The sequence below is a fragment of the Bacillus canaveralius genome, assembly GCF_002860125.1.
Classification (GTDB): Bacteria; Bacillota; Bacilli; order Bacillales; family Cytobacillaceae; genus Bacillus_BJ; species Bacillus_BJ canaveralius.
This window is the reverse complement of the sequence record NZ_PGVA01000051.1, coordinates 1-16134: the sequence shown is the minus strand read 5'-3', so window position 1 is coordinate 16134 and position 16134 is coordinate 1. Positions and strand designations below refer to the sequence as shown.

The 16134-nt window shown below is 42.8% G+C and carries 15 protein-coding genes, 1 other RNA gene and 1 pseudogene; 14 read left to right on the top strand and 3 right to left on the bottom strand.

Going from position 1 to position 16134, the window contains the following annotated elements; all coding sequences use genetic code 11:
• The first annotated feature begins 64 nt into the window (after positions 1 to 64).
• The gene (locus CU635_RS18070) at positions 65 to 316 is read left to right on the top strand and encodes a hypothetical protein (RefSeq protein ID WP_101578778.1); all 252 of its coding nucleotides are present in this window, start codon (positions 65 to 67) and stop codon (positions 314 to 316) included.
• Positions 317 to 424: 108 nt separating this feature from the next.
• The gene (locus tag CU635_RS18065) at positions 425 to 790 is read left to right on the top strand and encodes a YppE family protein (RefSeq protein WP_101578777.1); all 366 of its coding nucleotides are present in this window, start codon (positions 425 to 427) and stop codon (positions 788 to 790) included.
• Between the two features lie 194 nt (positions 791 to 984).
• On the opposite strand, the gene CU635_RS18060 is transcribed toward CU635_RS18065, so the two are convergent.
• Positions 985 to 1188: a YppF family protein gene (locus tag CU635_RS18060; RefSeq protein ID WP_101578776.1), complete on the bottom strand. Its 204-nt coding sequence runs from the start codon at positions 1186 to 1188 to the stop codon at positions 985 to 987.
• A 242-nt stretch (positions 1189 to 1430) separates the two neighbouring features.
• Here CU635_RS18060 and CU635_RS18055 point away from each other — a divergent pair, with 242 nt between their 5' ends.
• Entirely contained in the window at positions 1431 to 1994 is a 564-nt protein-coding gene (locus CU635_RS18055) for a YppG family protein (RefSeq protein WP_245917521.1), read from the top strand.
• A gap of 104 nt (positions 1995 to 2098) precedes the next feature.
• Here the strand turns inward: CU635_RS18055 and CU635_RS18050 are convergent, their stop codons facing one another.
• Positions 2099 to 2575 carry an Hsp20/alpha crystallin family protein gene (locus tag CU635_RS18050; protein WP_101578775.1) on the bottom strand — a complete coding sequence of 159 codons (477 nt, stop codon included), beginning with the start codon at positions 2573 to 2575 and terminating at the stop codon, positions 2099 to 2101.
• A 302-nt stretch (positions 2576 to 2877) separates the two neighbouring features.
• On the opposite strand from CU635_RS18050, the gene hcp reads away from it, so the two are divergent.
• Positions 2878 to 4182 (top strand): hydroxylamine reductase, encoded by a 1305-nt coding sequence (gene hcp, locus CU635_RS18045; protein ID WP_101578774.1) that lies wholly within the window; start codon positions 2878 to 2880, stop codon positions 4180 to 4182.
• A gap of 57 nt (positions 4183 to 4239) precedes the next feature.
• Here hcp and CU635_RS18040 read toward each other — a convergent pair whose 3' ends face one another.
• Entirely contained in the window at positions 4240 to 4932 is a 693-nt protein-coding gene (locus tag CU635_RS18040) for a Crp/Fnr family transcriptional regulator (RefSeq protein WP_101578773.1), read from the bottom strand.
• 231 nt (positions 4933 to 5163) lie between these two features.
• Between CU635_RS18040 and CU635_RS18035 the strand changes: the two genes are divergently transcribed.
• From CU635_RS18035 to CU635_RS17995, 10 genes and pseudogenes are all read left to right on the top strand, one after another.
• A complete protein-coding gene (locus CU635_RS18035) occupies positions 5164 to 7410 on the top strand; it encodes a DEAD/DEAH box helicase (RefSeq protein ID WP_101578772.1) in 2247 nt (748 codons plus the stop codon).
• Positions 7411 to 7456: 46 nt separating this feature from the next.
• Positions 7457 to 8719, top strand: a complete 1263-nt coding sequence (locus tag CU635_RS18030) for a ribonuclease H-like domain-containing protein (RefSeq protein WP_101578771.1) — start codon at positions 7457 to 7459, stop codon at positions 8717 to 8719.
• Positions 8720 to 9064: 345 nt separating this feature from the next.
• On the top strand, positions 9065 to 9436 hold the full coding sequence (locus tag CU635_RS18025) for a CotD family spore coat protein (protein ID WP_101578770.1): 372 nt from the start codon (positions 9065 to 9067) through the stop codon (positions 9434 to 9436).
• Between the two features lie 131 nt (positions 9437 to 9567).
• Positions 9568 to 10128, top strand: coding sequence for an SLOG family protein (locus CU635_RS18020; protein WP_101578769.1), 561 nt, complete (start codon positions 9568 to 9570; stop codon positions 10126 to 10128).
• 85 nt (positions 10129 to 10213) lie between these two features.
• A complete protein-coding gene (gene gpsB, locus CU635_RS18015) occupies positions 10214 to 10519 on the top strand; it encodes a cell division regulator GpsB (RefSeq protein WP_101578768.1) in 306 nt (101 codons plus the stop codon).
• A gap of 82 nt (positions 10520 to 10601) precedes the next feature.
• Positions 10602 to 11003: RNase P RNA component class B (gene rnpB, locus CU635_RS18010), an RNA gene on the top strand.
• A 173-nt stretch (positions 11004 to 11176) separates the two neighbouring features.
• Positions 11177 to 12313 (top strand): THUMP domain-containing class I SAM-dependent RNA methyltransferase, encoded by a 1137-nt coding sequence (locus CU635_RS18005; RefSeq protein ID WP_101578767.1) that lies wholly within the window; start codon positions 11177 to 11179, stop codon positions 12311 to 12313.
• A gap of 202 nt (positions 12314 to 12515) precedes the next feature.
• The gene (gene adhP / locus CU635_RS18000) at positions 12516 to 13526 is read left to right on the top strand and encodes an alcohol dehydrogenase AdhP (protein ID WP_101578805.1); all 1011 of its coding nucleotides are present in this window, start codon (positions 12516 to 12518) and stop codon (positions 13524 to 13526) included.
• Between the two features lie 90 nt (positions 13527 to 13616).
• A complete protein-coding gene (locus CU635_RS23485) occupies positions 13617 to 13787 on the top strand; it encodes a hypothetical protein (protein WP_180955684.1) in 171 nt (56 codons plus the stop codon).
• A 266-nt stretch (positions 13788 to 14053) separates the two neighbouring features.
• Positions 14054 to 15975: pseudogene (locus tag CU635_RS17995) on the top strand (ATP-dependent DNA helicase).
• The last annotated feature ends 159 nt before the right edge of the window (positions 15976 to 16134 follow it).

Here is a 16134-nt window from a genome sequence, read left to right as displayed (position 1 = left end):
TGGCAGGAAGGGCTGACCGGGTATGGAATTACAAAGGAGAAAGAAATGCAAAGGAGGCATTAAAATGAATGAACAAAGCTTGGAAAAAGAAAAGCTGTTAACGATGTTAACGGAAATATATGATCAGCTTGAAGAATTGGAATCAGGATTGCACAGTTCATTGGCAGATCTCCGTGATGATTGGAATGAAAAACAGGCGGCACGGTTGACAGGCTGCGGAAACCGGCTCTCCGCGTTAGAAATAAAAATGAAGCTTATTAATGAAAATGGAGAGTTGGATAAAAACCAGGGCTTGAAGCTTGAATTGGGCTTTTAAGATACACTAAAATAGATTTAATTCATTAGTAGCTTTGATAACGTCAATGCTACTTTTTATTTTTATGAATTTTTCTGTTCGGAGAGAATGGATTTATGGAGGCAGCAAATGAAAACACAAACCCTATACGAGCTTACGAAGCAGCTCCTTGCTTATGTGGAAGAGTCGTCAGTACGTTTCGAAGAAATAAAGAGCTCTAAAATCGAAGCCGATTTTTACAGTGAAGTCAAGCCGTTTGCTGATAAGGTGAAGGAGCTAAATGATAGGTGGAAAAACGAAGCTATTTTATGGCTGATAGAGACAGCACCAAAAAACCTTCACCGTAATCAAATCGAAACAACCTCTGACCATATCGAAATCATTTCAATTCAAGCTTTTTTTCCGCAGACAAGCCGGAAAAGGTTTATCGACCAATTTCAGTCCGTTAAATACGTGTTGGAAAATATATTGGTTCACCTTGATATGAAGAAATGACAGACTTCTATATGTAAAAAACAACCGTTCAGAGGCAACGGTTGTTTTTATACATTAATTGAATGATTTTGATAAAGCCATTCTTCAATTGAAAAATTAACATAGGTTATTCGTTTCCTACCGCACGGTATACTCCTGTTGAAATAAACAAATTCATTCGTTTTTCGGTTTAGCTTATTACATTGTGAAATTACTCAATTATTAAGCGAGTGTTCTTTAATACTGTCAGCAACAACTGCACCTGAAGCCTCTAATTCACGAACAAGATTACGGTAGTCATTAATAGAAATTTCATTATGGATATATGCTTTTTTGGCAAAATCCAATAGTTCGTTTACATCTTCTGTACGATAATCCCTGATGCTTGAAAATTTCGTTTTAAGCTCCTGAATGTTCATGAATAATCCCCCTCGGCTTTTTTTATATCCTATCATGAAAAAGAAGAAATCCTTATTTTTAAAAAATTTTAACTTCCGACACAGTTAGACATAACAGGAAGGCTTTTCCTTTCGATTCACCTTGGTGGGCCTTTTGCATAATGTGTAATAAGGGAAGCGTTGCTCGGGTCTATGTTAATTTCCATTAATCATACAACAACCAAGAAGTTCATTTATCAGGAGAAAATAAGGAGGATGCTAACATGTTCGGCAATAGAAGATACATGAATCATGACCTATACTTACAGCGGAGAAACGAGGCAAGGATGAAGCCTGTCAATCCAGGCTGGAACCGGCAACAATTTATGCAGCACCCCTATTTTCAGCAAGCGAATATCAATCCGTATTTACAGTACAGTGGGCCGCAAATACCCCCGATGAATGCAAGCGGAAACGGCTATACACCTTATCAAGCGCCATACACCCAAAGCTTCTACCAGGGAAATGGCGGAACCACATACGTCCCGCATCAGCCAAGCTTTTCGCAAATGGTTTTTCAAAACCCGTTGCATCCAATTGAAGAAATGTATACTGCCAATACAAATTACGTTCAGCAACAAAATCCATATCCCGGTGTAAATCCTTATCCTAAAAATATGTTCATGGCGAAGCAGTCTTCCGGGATGAAATCGATTCTGAATTCGTTCAAGGGCCAGGACGGCAGCCTCGATATTAACAAAATGGTGAATACGGCCGGACAGATGATGAACGCTGTAAGTCAGGTTTCATCTATGATAAAAGGGATAGGGGGAACCCTTAAAGTATAGGGTTTCCAATACTTTTATTATGCTTGGCTTATTTAGGGAGGATTTTAGAGAATGGACGAGAAGGGGGGAACAACGAAAAAGGCTATCCCATCGTGGAGACAGCCTTACCCTTTTGTGCCAATTTGCACGCTTTTTCCTTTTAATTTAGGGATGCGAATTTCCAAAAGCCCATTTTCATAGGATGCTTTGACCTTTTTTTCGTTAATTGGATGGGACAGAATAATCGTGCGGCTAGACCGTTGGAAGGTTTGTTTTTTTCGGTAATAGTGATTTTTTTCATCTTCCTCAGTCATTACCTCGCTATTTTTTACCTCGATCGTAATTTGGTTGCCAAGAATATCAATGTGAATTTCCTCTTTTTTAACGCCAGGAAGCTCGGCAGTAATGACATGCTCCTTATCTGTCTCATATACTTCAACGGGAAAAGAGCCATGCGGAAAAGGGTTATTAAAAAATTGATCTACTGTTTGTAAAAATCCTCGTACGGGCTTTTCATGAAAAAAATCATTCATAGATTTCATTATATCAGCGAAAGCTTCCTGTTTATTGTTTTTTGAATCGCGGTGAGGGTTGGATGACATTTTGCTATCTCCTTTCATACACTATTCTCGTCTGAATTCAAATCTGTTTTTTGATATATTATGCAGGAAAACCGCAAAAGTGAGTGTACGAAATATGGTGTGATCACTGTAAGCTGATGGGCCTTTTCAATGGATTGTTATAGTAGTCAGCATTCCCCCAGACAGAAGGAAACGTAAGTAGGGGCTGGCAAATTTATGAACGATTTCTGACAGATCAACTCTTTGTGATTTACATCACTCATTTCAGGTGATTTCGGTAGTATGCTGAGACAGACAAAAAGTTGAAAGAAGGGATCAGCACGATGTTTTGTTACCAATGTGAGCAAACTCCAGCCGGGGGTTGTAATATTATCGGTGTTTGCGGTAAAGATGAAACGATTGCCAGCCTCCAGGATACGATTATTTTTGGGCTGAAAGGAATTGCCGCCTATCGAACCCATGCCAACCAGCTCGGCTACACCGATTCATTTGTTGATGCTACAACACATGAAGCACTCTATATGACGCTGACAAACTCCAATTTTAATGTTCAAGAGCATATTGATATGGCCATGAAAGTCGGCCAGTCGGCAGTCAGGATCATGGAAGTGCTTGACCACGCACATACAGAACGGCTTGGAATCCCTGAGCCCATCCGCGTCTCACAAAATAAAATTGAGGGAAAATCGATTGTCGTTACCGGACATAATTTATTTGCCCTCGAGGAATTACTGCGCCAAACGGAAGGAAAAGGGATCAATATTTATACACATTCAGAAATGCTCCCTGCCCATGGCTATCCAGCTTTGAAAAAGTATTCCCATTTAAAAGGGAATATCGGGAAGGCCTGGTACGATCAGCGCCGCTTATTTGAGAAATTTCCGGGTGCGATTCTCGCTACGACAAACTGTGTGATGCCGATTAAAGGTACATATGCAGACCGGATGTTTACGTATGAAGTCGCAGGGCTCGAGAACGTTGAAAAAATTATCAACGACGATTTCTCGCCATTAATCAACAGGGCGCTCGAATTGCCTGCTGCAAATATTGATTCCGAGGAAACGTTGTTGACCGGGTTTCACCATGAAACGGTGCTAGGATTGGCACCCGAAGTAATCGCGGCTGTCAAGGAAGGGAAAATCAAACGCTTTTTCGTGATTGCCGGCTGTGACGCACCGGGAAAAGGCGGCGAATATTATCGCGAATTAGCGACTTCACTGCCGCCGGAGACGGTGATATTGACAACATCATGCGGGAAGTTCCGCTTTAATGATGTCGACTACGGGACTGTTCCGGGCACGGACATCCCGCGCTACATTGACCTTGGCCAATGCAACAACTCAGGTTCAACGGTTAAAATCGCCAAAGCACTAGCAGATGCGTTTGGATGCCCGATCAACGAGCTGCCTGTCAGCATTGTCCTCTCATGGTTTGAGCAAAAGGCTGTGGCGATCCTGTTAGGTTTATTCAGCCTCGGAATTAAGGACATCCGTATCGGTCCAAAGCCGCCTGAATTTATTTCCGAAGGCGTCATGAACGTTCTCCAGGAAACATTTAATTTGAAATTGATCGGAACAGCACAGGAAGATATCGCTGATATGCTCCAGCTTTCAATCCAATCAAAATAGAAAAAGCGCCGCTGCCTTTTGAAAGGAGCGGCGTTATTTTCGGAAAACAGTTTTTGATCAAAAAAATTCCTCAAGCAGCTTGTCGGGTGCCAGAATGAAATCGCCGTGGCGGTCGACTTCGATTAATCCGTCCTTTTTCATTTTAGTGAGCGTTCTGCTGACGGTTTCCCTTGTCGTTCCAATCATATTCGCAAGGTCTTTATTGGTGAATTCCCCTTTCAGGAGGATGGTGCCATCACTCCGCTCCTGACCATGGTTTTCGCCAAGGCGGACAAGCAGCTTAACTATTTGTTCATATGTATTATTCAATATTTGTTCTTCAAGGCGGTTTTGCAGATCAACAATTTTTTCACCTAGAACTCTGAACACCTTGATTGACAGCTCGGGGTTTTCAATTAATACCTTTTCAAACTGGGTGATCGGCACGACAACCAAAATTGATTTTTCCAGAGCCTCCGCATATGCGGGATAATCGCCCTTGCGAAAGAAGCCTACGTGCGGAAACATTTCTCCTTTCTTTAAAATTGCCACGATTTGCTCTTTTCCGTTTATGTCACTCTTATAAATCTTTATTTTTCCTGCATTAATAAAATATACATTGTCGAGCGGATCACCCTGCATAAATATATGGCTATGTTTTTTCCACTCCCTGGAAATCGAAATATCAGCGATTTTCGCTATTTCCTGTCTGCTCATTTCACGAAAAAGGCCAAATTCGGAAAGTATTGTTATTATTTCCTCTCTGTACATCGCCTTCACCTCATTTTCACGTGCTTACTTAATATTTTAACAAAAAAGCCCTTCGCTCACAGCTTTAATATAAGTATGATTAGTGGAGAAAAGCAGGCTTGTATAAGAAAAGTGGGGTGTCAAGTGTGGAAATGAAATCGAAACATCATTAAATCCTTTTTTTGTTAAAATCTATCTGTAGCCATGCAAACAAATATTCGCTAAACTATATCGTATAAAGAGGTGTAGCGAATGAGAAAGAAAACACTGGCAGAACTGATCGATGAATTAAGGAAAAACGAAAATATCGTAAACTGGCACGAAATCGAACCGCAGGAAGCTCGGACGAAGCCAATACCCGATGCTGTTCACGAAAGAATTAAAGCGGCCTTGTCCAAACGGGGTATCGACGAACTGTACAGCCATCAGTTTACCGCTTTTCAGGCTTTGCAAAAAGGCGAAAATATTGTCGCAGTGACCCCTACTGCTTCGGGTAAAACGCTTTGCTATAACTTGCCAGTACTGCAAGCTATCGCGGAAGACGAAACAAACCGTGCGCTTTATTTATTTCCGACAAAAGCATTGGCGCAGGATCAGAAAAGCGAGCTAAATGAAATCATAAATGAAATGGGCATGGATATAAAAAGCTATACATACGATGGTGATACTTCACCGGCGATAAGGCAGACCGTAAGAAAGGCCGGGCATATCGTGATCACGAATCCGGACATGCTCCATAGCGCTATCCTTCCCCATCATACGAAATGGGTCAGCCTGTTCGAAAATCTTAAGTATATCGTTATTGATGAACTGCACACATACAGGGGCGTGTTTGGCAGTCATGTGGCGAATGTGATAAGGCGCTTAAAAAGAATCTGCAAATTTTACGGAAGCAGCCCAATTTTTATTTGTACATCGGCGACGATTGCGAATCCAAAGGAACTCGCGGAACAGCTTACAGGAAACCCAATGCGCTTAATTGACGACAACGGGGCACCAAGAGGCAGGAAGCACTTTGTTTTCTATAACCCTCCTCTTGTGAATAAGCCTTTGAATATCAGGAAAAGCGCTACGGTAGAAGTACATAGTCTCGCCAAACAATTTTTAAAAAATAGAATACAGACGATCGTCTTTGCAAGAAGCAGGGTGAGGGTTGAAATTATCTTAAGCCATATACAGGAACTGGTTAAAAAAGAAATCGGGATGAAATCGATCAGAGGATACAGGGGCGGTTACTTACCAAAGCAGCGGCGCGAGATAGAAAAGGGCCTTCGGGACGGAGAAATTCTCGGGGTTGTCAGTACGAATGCCTTAGAATTAGGAGTGGATATTGGCCAGCTGCAGGTCTGCGTTATGACAGGATATCCCGGAAGCGTCGCCAGTACATGGCAGCAGGCCGGACGGGCAGGAAGAAGGCATGGGGAAGCCCTGATTTTAATGGTCGCAAGCAGTACGCCCATTGACCAGTATATAGTCCAGAATCCCGGCTATTTTTTCGATAGGTCCCCCGAAGCTGCGAGGATCAATCCGGAAAACCTGATCATTTTAGTCGATCATTTAAAATGCGCCGCCTATGAACTGCCTTTTAAAAAAGGCGAAGAATTTGGCCCATTGGATATAACGGAGATACTGGAATACCTGACGGAAGAACAAGTGTTACACCAGAATGGGGATAAATTTTACTGGGCCAATCAATCCTTTCCGGCATCGAATATCAGCCTGCGGTCCGCTTCACAGGAAAACGTCGTGATTATCGACCAATCGTCGACCGCAGATGTGAAAATCATCGGGGAAATGGATCGCTTTAGCGCAATGACCCTTTTGCACGACGAAGCGATATACTTGCATGAAGGTATACAATACCAGGTTGAAAAACTGGACTGGGATCATAAAAAAGCCTATGTAAGGGAAGTTGATGTAGATTATTATACCGATGCAAACCTTGCCGTTCAGCTTAAGGTGTTAGAAATAGACAGGACGTCAAACAGAAAGGCAACGGCGATTAACTTTGGCGATGTTTCAATCAATATCCTTCCAAGCATATTTAAAAAAATCAAGCTGACAACGTTTGAAAATGTTGGATATGGCCAGATCCATTTGCCAGAAGAAGAATTGCATACGAGCGCTGCCTGGCTTGAGCTGAAAGAACTTGATCTTCAGCTAGGTGAAAAGGCGCTGGAACAGCTGCTGATGGGAATAGCAAACGTCTTTAAGCATATTGTCCCGATCCACGTCATGTGCGATCGAAACGATGTCCATGTAGTATCACAAATAAAAGCAGCCCATACACAATTGCCGACGATCTTTTTATACGATCATTACCCGGGAGGGATCGGTCTGGCAGAAGACGTCTATAAACGCTTTGATGAAATCAAGGCGGCCGCGAAAAATTTAATAGCAAAATGCCTATGCGACGACGGCTGTCCTTCCTGTATAGGAACAGAAATAGAAGGCATTAAAGCGAAGGAAAAAAGCTTGCAACTTCTTGACCAGTTTTAACAAAGGGCAAGCTGTCTTGTCCGGGAATCTCGAGGAAGTGATAGAAATGACGTTGAAAAATAAGCTAAATAGATTGAAGCCGCATTTAGCGTCTTCGGGTGAATCGGCGATGAAACGGGTGCCAATCATTGATTCTTCCAGCCAGTCAGAAATACCCTTCCTGACTGACTGGGTAAAAGAAAATACATCCCCATATTACTTTGATAACAGCTATTGCTTGATAAGGGAAGTCCGCTACCCATTATCACACCGGCATGGCAAATATGTATTTGCCGATTTTTTGGAAGCGGTCGAGCTCTGGAATCACACAAATATTGTCCACCCTCTTTCTGCAGCAGGCTGTAACGCTCAGGACTTGTTCTTTTTTGATACAGAAACGACCGGGCTGGGCGGGGGGACAGGCAATACGATTTTTTTGCTTGGACATGCAAGCTTTAGCGATGATCACATAGTCGTAAAACAGCATATTTTACCCCATCCGGGGGCAGAAATTCCCCTCTATCAAAGCTTTTTGGAAAATGTAAACTATCAGACGCTTGTTACTTACAATGGCAAGTCATTTGATTGGCCGCAGGTCAAAACGAGACACACCTTGATCAGAGAACATGTCCCAAAGCTTCCGCTTTTTGGCCATTTTGATTTATACCATGCGTCGCGAAGGCTCTGGAAGCATAAGCTGGAGCGTTTAAAGCTTTCGATCGTTGAAAAGGAAATTTTGCAGGTCGAGAGGATCGATGATATTCCCGGTTTTCTGGCACCAATCATTTATTTCGATTTTGTTGAAAGAAAAAATCCAGAAGGAATGTTTGGGATCATCAAGCATAATGAAATCGATATCCTATCGCTGATTACCCTCTATACACATCTCTCCTTCCAGCTGCTGCGTAAAGATACACAGCAAACAACGAAGGAAACGTTCGAGGTTGGCAGATGGTATGCATCGGTTGGAAACAACGAGGAAGCCGCCAACAGCTTTTTAGGAATAATTGACGGCACCGGAACGGCTGCGGTTGCAGCAAAGCTGGCGATGGCTTATCAATATAAACAGCAGCACGATTGGAGCCTGGCTCGCAAATTATTCATAGAAATAGCTGCAGAAGGAAATGAACATCAGCAAATTGAAGCATTGGTGGAAGCAGCGAAAATTGTCGAGCATCGCGATAAAAATTATCGAGAGGCGCTGGGGTTTACCGATCGGGCGCTGGAATTTTATGAAAAACAAACGGAAAACGAAAAAAATCTTGGCCGCCTGCTCCATCGCAAAGCGAGGCTGATGCGAAAGATCGCCTTGAAACAGAACGAATCATGAGTTGATAGTTGTACCAAAATTTTAATAAATTCTTATGGGAAACCACTAATTTCCTTGTTGTCTGTTCATGTCGAAACCTGTAAAATAGGTAGTTGGATGGAATGTTCCAGCTAAAAAAACTATGGGGCTGATTACATGTATAAGGCAGTTTTGTTTATGTTCTTTGTGGTTATTTGTCTTACGGTATTTATTTTCACAGCTTTAAAGGACAGTTTTTATACTTTCCTATAAGAGTTTTACAACCATGGCTTTCTATGAAAAATAGGTATTTTCCTTAGTACAAGAACCTTCCTTGCTTCATAGGCTGATAATGTAACCAGACTATTTAGGAAAGGGGATATTTCTATGCATTGCAGACCGAATCATGTTTTGCCGGCAATTGTTCACCCGACAAAGTGCTGTGTGAAACATAATTTTATGAACAATGTAGTACCTCATATTCATCCGACCCATACTACAACAGTCAATCACTTAAACTATCAGCACCAGCACTACTTCCCGCAGACACAATCTTTTGTAAACGACGTTTCGAACCAGCAGTTTTATCATCCACCAGGATCGGTTCCACCTTTCGGTCCAGGAGCGGTAGCAGGAGCTGGCATCGGTCCAGGCCCTATGCCGGGCTTCGGTCCGGGCCCGGGCCCAGGAGCGGTGGCCGGGGCTGAATACATGCCAGGCCAGGCGCAAGTTCCTCCAAACTGGCGAAGACGAAGATAATTTCAACATCACAAGGGCCGTCACAGGTCCTTGTGCTTTTACATAAAATTTTCACGTTCACACATGTTTTGGGATAACCTTCAATATAATAGGGTGTACAGGCGGATATTGCAGAAAAGGGGCATTTGAATTTGGTGAAAGTAGCAGCGATATCTGGCTATAAACCATTTGAGTTAGGAATATTCGAGCAAAACAATCCTGCAGTAGCTTACATAAAAACGGCAATCAAAAAGCAGCTATACCCACTTGTCGAAGCAGGGCTGGAATGGGTGATTATCAGCGGACAGCTCGGGGTTGAATTGTGGGCAGCGGAAGCTGTTTATGAACTTCAGCTTGATTTTCCCGAGCTTAAGCTTGGTGTGATTACACCGTTTCTTAACCAGGAAGCCAAATGGAACGAAAAGAATAAAGAATGGTATGAATCTGTCGTTTCACAAGCTGATTTTGTTGATTCGATTACAAAAAAAAATTATGAGAATCAGTGGCAATTCCGCTTAAAAAATCAGTTTTTTGTGGAAAAGAGTGAGCTGCTTCTGCTTCTCTATGATCACGAAAAGGAAGGAAGTCCAAAATTTTTGTATGAAACGGCTCTTTCCTACCGTGAAAAGCATCCATATGAGATCCGTCTGATTACTTTCTATGATCTTCAACTGGTTGTCGAGCAAGAAGAAGAAGAAAAACGGCAATTTTAGCGAGATCTTTGAAAGAAAAATTGACAAAAGCAGCTATTTTTGAAAAAATATAATGTAATGATTGGCGATACTTGAGGTGAATACGATGTTATCCGATAAAGTGAAGTTAACTGCAAAAGACATTTTAGAAAAAGAGTTCAAATCCGGAATGCGCGGATACAAGCAAGAGGATGTCGACAAGTTTTTAGATTTAATCATAAAAGATTATGAAACGTTCCACCAGGAGATTGAAGACCTTCAGCAAGAAAATTTGCGCCTGAGAAAGCAGCTTGATGAGTCAACAAGGCGCCAGCCTGCTCCAGCGGCGACTGCCGGAACGACGAATTTTGATATTTTAAAGCGTCTTTCCAATCTGGAAAAGCATGTATTTGGCAGCAAATTGTACGATTGACACATTTTTACTCATTTTCATGATGAATGCCATTGATTTTGATCGTCGTCTTGCTTATAATAAGGAATGTAATCCTTTAGTAGCGTTCGGGTAATCGCTGCAGTTGAACAATAGTGACACTGTAGAGGAAAGTCCATGCTCGCACGGGCTGCGATGCCCGTAGTGTTCGTGCCTAGCCAATTCATAAGCTAGGGCAGCTTGAACGAGATTTAAGCTGACGGCCGGAAAAACGCCTAAGTCCTCATGGATAAGGCGTGAATACCTGTAAAAGTGCCACAGTGACGTAGCCTTTTTAGAAATAAAAAGGGTGGAACGAGGTAAACCCCACGAGCGAGAAACCCAAATAATGGTAGGGGCACTTTCTCTTAGGAATTGAACGAGGAGAAGGACAAATTGGCTTGTCAATTTGTAGATAGATGATTACCGCCCTCGTACGAGACAACTGTCGTTTGCAGTACAGGGGCACAGAACATGGCTTACAGAACGTTATTGTTGGGATGCATAACTTATAAAACTAAAAGCTCTCCTCTTATCAGGAGAGCTTTTCTTATCTATTAGCCTCATTTAACGGCTAAATTACCGGCATAAAGGCGATATTAATCATGACATACATAATCGGGACTTCATGTGTTGGATTACGGAAAAAAGGGTGAGAAAATGGCAAAGTTTAATTTAATTGCAACCGCTGCAATGGGACTCGAGGCATTAGTTGCAAAAGAAGTCCGCGCACTGGGCTATGAATGTGAAGTTGAAAACGGCAGGATCAGCTTTGAAGGAGATGAGCTGGCGATTGCCCGTACAAACCTATGGCTGCGCACGGCAGATCGAATCAAAATAAAAGTGGGAGAATTTAAAGCAGAGAGCTTTGATGAGTTATTTGAGAATACGAAAGCTCTTCCATGGGAAATGTATTTGCCGGAGGATGCCGAATTTCCCGTGAGCGGAAAGTCGGTCAAATCGAAGCTTTTTAGCGTTTCAGACTGCCAGGCAATCGTAAAAAAAGCGATTGTCGACCGGCTGCAGCGCCATTACAAAAGAAATACCTGGTTTGAAGAAACTGGTTCGCTCTTCCGCATCGAGGTCGCCCTGCAAAAGGATGTTGCCACCTTGACGATTGACGCGAGCGGTTACGGGCTCCACCGCCGTGGTTACCGGGTAGACCAGGGGGAAGCGCCATTAAAGGAAACATTGGCTGCAGCGCTCGTTATGCTAACCAACTGGACGCCGGACCGGCCTTTTATCGATCCTTTTTGCGGTTCAGGCACAATTCCAATCGAAGCTGCCCTGCTCGGCCAGAACATCGCTCCAGGGTTTAACCGGGAATTTGTCTCGGAAAAGTGGGACTGGATCCCTGAGGCCATTTGGGGGAACGCCAGAACCGAAGCAGAAGATGTTGCAAAATATGAGCAGCCGCTCGATATTCTCGGCACGGATATTGACCATCGGATGGTGAAAATTGCCGAAGAGAACGCCTTTGAAGCAGGACTTGGTGATTTGGTTTCATTTAAACAAAGGCAAGTAAGCGACTTTACGGCGACAAGTGAATACGGCGTGATTGTCGCAAATCCGCCATATGGCGAAAGGCTTGGGGAAAGAGTGGAGGTCGAACAAATGTACCGGGAAATGGGCAAGGCCTTTTCCAGGCACGAGACATGGTCAGTTTATATCCTCACTTCCCATCCTGATTTTGAAAGTTTGTACGGCAAGCCGGCAACGAAAAAAAGAAAGCTGTTCAACGGTTTTATCCGGACTGATTTCTATCAATATTGGGGGAAAAGACCTCCAAAACTATAATTAAAAAAACAGCCGAGCCAGGCTGTTTTTTTAATTTCAAGATAAAAGTAAATTGTTAACAAATTTGTCGAATACAATAAACAATTTTGTGAATACATTCACAAAATTAATGACAGATAAACATGTTTGCGCAATAATAAAGTTGCTTTTCTAATTCTCCAAAGAGGTGAACGAGATGTGTGAAACATGTCATGACACAAAAATGAAAGCAGCAGTAGTTCATGAATTCAGAAAGGATTTAACAGTCGAAAATGTTCCCATTCCAGCTGTTGGGGAAACAGATGTACTTGTGAAAATCCACGCCTGTGGAGTCTGCCACACTGATTTGCATGCAGCGCATGGAGACTGGCCTGTAAAACCAAAATTGCCTTTAATTCCGGGACATGAAGGTGTAGGCGAAGTAATTAAAGTAGGAAACGGCATTAAACATTTAAAACCGGGTGACCGTGTCGGAATCCCATGGTTATATTCCGCTTGCGGCTATTGTGAATACTGTCTCTCCGGCAGGGAAACATTATGCCTTAATCAGCATAATGCCGGCTATTCTATCGACGGGGCATATGCTGAATATTGCGTGGCAGATGGCAGATATACCGTGAAAATTCCTGATAATTTAAGCTATGTTGAAGCAGCGCCGCTCTTTTGTGCCGGTGTAACCACATACAAAGCCTTAAAAGTAGGTGAAGCTAAGCCTGGAGAATGGGTAGCTATCTATGGAATAGGTGGATTAGGCCATGTTGCCGTCCAATATGCGAAAGCGATGGGGAATAAAGTAGTCGCGGTTGATACTTTTGATGATAAATTAGCGCTTGCAAAGGAATTGGGAGCTGATTTGGTTATCAATCCTAAAACAGAAGACTCTGCGGTCTTCATTCAGCGTGAAATTGGCGGAGTCCAGGCTTCTATCTGTACAGCCGTTTCAAAACGCGCATTTGATGAAGCATATCGTGCCGTGAAGCGAGGCGGAAAATGCGTTGCGGTAGGCCTTCCTCCTGAAATGATTGAAGTGCCGATTTTTGACACAGTTCTAAACGGTGTCAGCATTACCGGTTCTATCGTCGGAACACGAAAGGACCTTGAGGAAGCACTGCAATTTGCTGCAGACGGCAAGGTAAAAACGACAATCACAACAGCCAAACTAGAGGACATTAATGAAGTGTTTAAAGACCTTGAAGAAGGTAAAGTTAACGGAAGAATGGTCTTAACTTTCTAAATTTCAAAAGATAATCAATGAGGGAAAACCGGTATAAAACATCTCCTGGCCGAATAAAATATCAGTATCTTTTTGGCCAGGAGGAATACCATGTACGATTCAACCATTGACTTTAATAAAATTTCAAAAGCCCTTGCGGCTACGATTGAAACCATTAAGCAGGAGCATAAACCTGCTGACGGTGCCCTAATGAACCTGGAAGCTGCGAGAGAACAATTGCAGCAAGCATTGTCGTTTTCATTGTCTTCCATTCATAAATAAGCAATCCGGGAGAAACGTCTCTTACAGGGCGTTTCTTTTTCGTATTCTCTACATATAACCAGAAATTTCTTCAGCGATGATTCTTGACTAAGCGGCTCTTTACGATACAATGGTTGTTAGCGTCTCGTTTAAAAGGCACTGATAATTGTAATAATGAGGAGAGCCAAATCTTAAATATAAAGGCTGGCTCCATTTAAGGTGCAAGCGCCCTGCATTAGGGCGCTTGCGTTTTTCATGGCGCTATCGTGCCGGTTCGGAGGGGTATTATGCAAGGGCGCCTGCCATTTGCCATTTCTAAAACAGATTCTTTTTTTAATGTCTTTAATGATTGGATTGGAGACGTTTTTTACGATATTTTGCCTGAAGCAGGTTTCGAGCTTAGGGATGAACAAATCTTTATGGCGTTTCAGCTTGAAAAAGCGTTTAAAGAAAAACAGGTCATGTTCGCGGAAGCCGGCGTCGGGACAGGGAAAACAATCGTCTACCTTTTGTATGCCATTTGTTACGCGCGCTACCAAAATAAGCCGGCAATTATTGCCTGCGCCGATGAAACATTGATTGAACAGCTGGTCAAAAAAGAAGGCGATATTGCCAAGCTTGAAAAAGCTTTAAATTTAAATATCGATGTCCGCCTCGCAAAATCGCGGGATCAGTATTTATGCTTGAATAAGCTTGATGAGGTTATTTTAAGGAATGACAGCGGTCCCTACGGTGCGATTTTTGACGAGCTCCCGGACTTTGTCGGCACTGGATCATCAATGCAAAAGTTCCACAAATATGGTGACCGGAAGGACTATCCCGGTATTTCGGATGAGACTTGGAAACAAGTTGGCTGGGATTCTCTTCAGGATTGCTTCAGTTGCTCAAAACGGCATCGCTGCGGACAAACCCTTCATCGGGAATTCTATCGTGGCTCAAGTGATTTAATTATTTGTTCACATGATTTCTATATGGAGCACATTTGGACACAAGAGTCACGAAAAAGGGAGGGGCAGCTCCCGTTACTTCCGGAATCATCGGCAGTCATCTTTGATGAAGGGCATCTATTGGAATATGCTGCGCAAAAAGCGTTAACCTATCGCTTTGCTGAACAGACGCTGGACAAGCTCCTTACCAGACTTACAGCCAACGATGTCAGGGAAAATACCCTTTATTGCATCGAAGAATCTCTCGTCCAAAACGAACATTTTTTTGCAGTATTACAGGCTGCCTCACAAATAACTGACGGTTCAGAAAAGCAAATGGTTATAAAGACTCCGCTCCTTCTGGAGGAGGGTAAAAGATTGTTTAACCTGCTTATCCAGCTCCAGGAAGAGTTGGTGTTTGACAGTGAGATGTATGTCATTAATGATTATGATTTGAAAATTGTCGAGGAATATTTAGAACAAATAACCTATTCATTATCACTTTTCCTTAAAGAAACAAAAGGGATCAACTGGTTTGAAGAAAACAAGGGAGAAAGAACGCTCGTCATTATGCCGCGGATGGTTGAAGAAATTATGAGGGAAGAGGTTTTTGCACAGAAAAAGCCATTTATCTTCTCTTCGGCGACATTATCAGATAACAAATCATTTGATTATATTGCAACAAGCCTCGGGATTGATACATTTTTATCATTTTCTGTGGAATCGCCTTTTGATTACGGGAAAACATGAAAATCTACATCCCGGGCTTTGCAAAGGATGACCGCCAAAAACGGCTCGAATACACATTAAACCAGCTCCAACAATCGGATGGCAGGGGTCTTGTCCTGTTTACGAATGAAGACGATTTAAACCGTTTCCGGGAATATGCGGCCGAGAAAACGGGCTTTCCCATTTATTTTGAGGGGGATGCAGAGATCAGCGCACTTGTGTCCAAATTCCAAAATAATGAGCAATCCGTTTTATGCTCGGTCCATATGTGGGAGGGGCTTGACATACCGGGCCGCGCCCTCGAAAACGTGATCATATATTCGCTTCCATATCCACCTAATGACCCGGTTTTTTCGGCAAAACGTGAGGAGTCCAAAGATCCGTTTCATGACGTCGATCTGCCGTATATGCTATTAAGGCTAAGACAGGGGATCGGCCGGCTGATCAGGACGCACGAAGATAAAGGAAGTGTCCACATCCTGATCAACAAAGAAGAGCCTGCACACGTCACCGAGTTGATCAAAAACGCTTTGCCGACAAAAGTAACTCAGTGAGAAGGATATCAAAAACAGCGGTCGAATTGACCGCTGTTCAGACTGTAGACAAACTCGACTAATATCGAGTTTGCCTACAGTTTTTTTATTTTTGTCTAATTTTTAAAATGGGACTGTTGATTTCCGTTCCAACCGCTTCGCTTTCCGCGGGCGGCCCGG

What these genes read in the sequence shown, in the direction of transcription:
- CU635_RS18070 (WP_101578778.1), top strand. Translation starts at nt 65, where the DNA reads ATGAATGAACAAAGCTTGGAAAAAGAAAAGCTGTTAACGATGTTAACG.
- CU635_RS18065 (WP_101578777.1), top strand. Translation starts at nt 425, where the DNA reads ATGAAAACACAAACCCTATACGAGCTTACGAAGCAGCTCCTTGCTTAT.
- CU635_RS18060 (WP_101578776.1), bottom strand. Translation starts at nt 1,188, where the DNA reads ATGAACATTCAGGAGCTTAAAACGAAATTTTCAAGCATCAGGGATTAT.
- CU635_RS18055 (WP_245917521.1), top strand. Translation starts at nt 1,431, where the DNA reads ATGTTCGGCAATAGAAGATACATGAATCATGACCTATACTTACAGCGG.
- CU635_RS18050 (WP_101578775.1), bottom strand. Translation starts at nt 2,575, where the DNA reads ATGTCATCCAACCCTCACCGCGATTCAAAAAACAATAAACAGGAAGCT.
- hcp (WP_101578774.1), top strand. Translation starts at nt 2,878, where the DNA reads ATGTTTTGTTACCAATGTGAGCAAACTCCAGCCGGGGGTTGTAATATT.
- CU635_RS18040 (WP_101578773.1), bottom strand. Translation starts at nt 4,932, where the DNA reads ATGTACAGAGAGGAAATAATAACAATACTTTCCGAATTTGGCCTTTTT.
- CU635_RS18035 (WP_101578772.1), top strand. Translation starts at nt 5,164, where the DNA reads ATGAGAAAGAAAACACTGGCAGAACTGATCGATGAATTAAGGAAAAAC.
- CU635_RS18030 (WP_101578771.1), top strand. Translation starts at nt 7,457, where the DNA reads ATGACGTTGAAAAATAAGCTAAATAGATTGAAGCCGCATTTAGCGTCT.
- CU635_RS18025 (WP_101578770.1), top strand. Translation starts at nt 9,065, where the DNA reads ATGCATTGCAGACCGAATCATGTTTTGCCGGCAATTGTTCACCCGACA.
- gpsB (WP_101578768.1), top strand. Translation starts at nt 10,214, where the DNA reads ATGTTATCCGATAAAGTGAAGTTAACTGCAAAAGACATTTTAGAAAAA.
- CU635_RS18005 (WP_101578767.1), top strand. Translation starts at nt 11,177, where the DNA reads ATGGCAAAGTTTAATTTAATTGCAACCGCTGCAATGGGACTCGAGGCA.
- adhP (WP_101578805.1), top strand. Translation starts at nt 12,516, where the DNA reads ATGAAAGCAGCAGTAGTTCATGAATTCAGAAAGGATTTAACAGTCGAA.
- CU635_RS23485 (WP_180955684.1), top strand. Translation starts at nt 13,617, where the DNA reads ATGTACGATTCAACCATTGACTTTAATAAAATTTCAAAAGCCCTTGCG.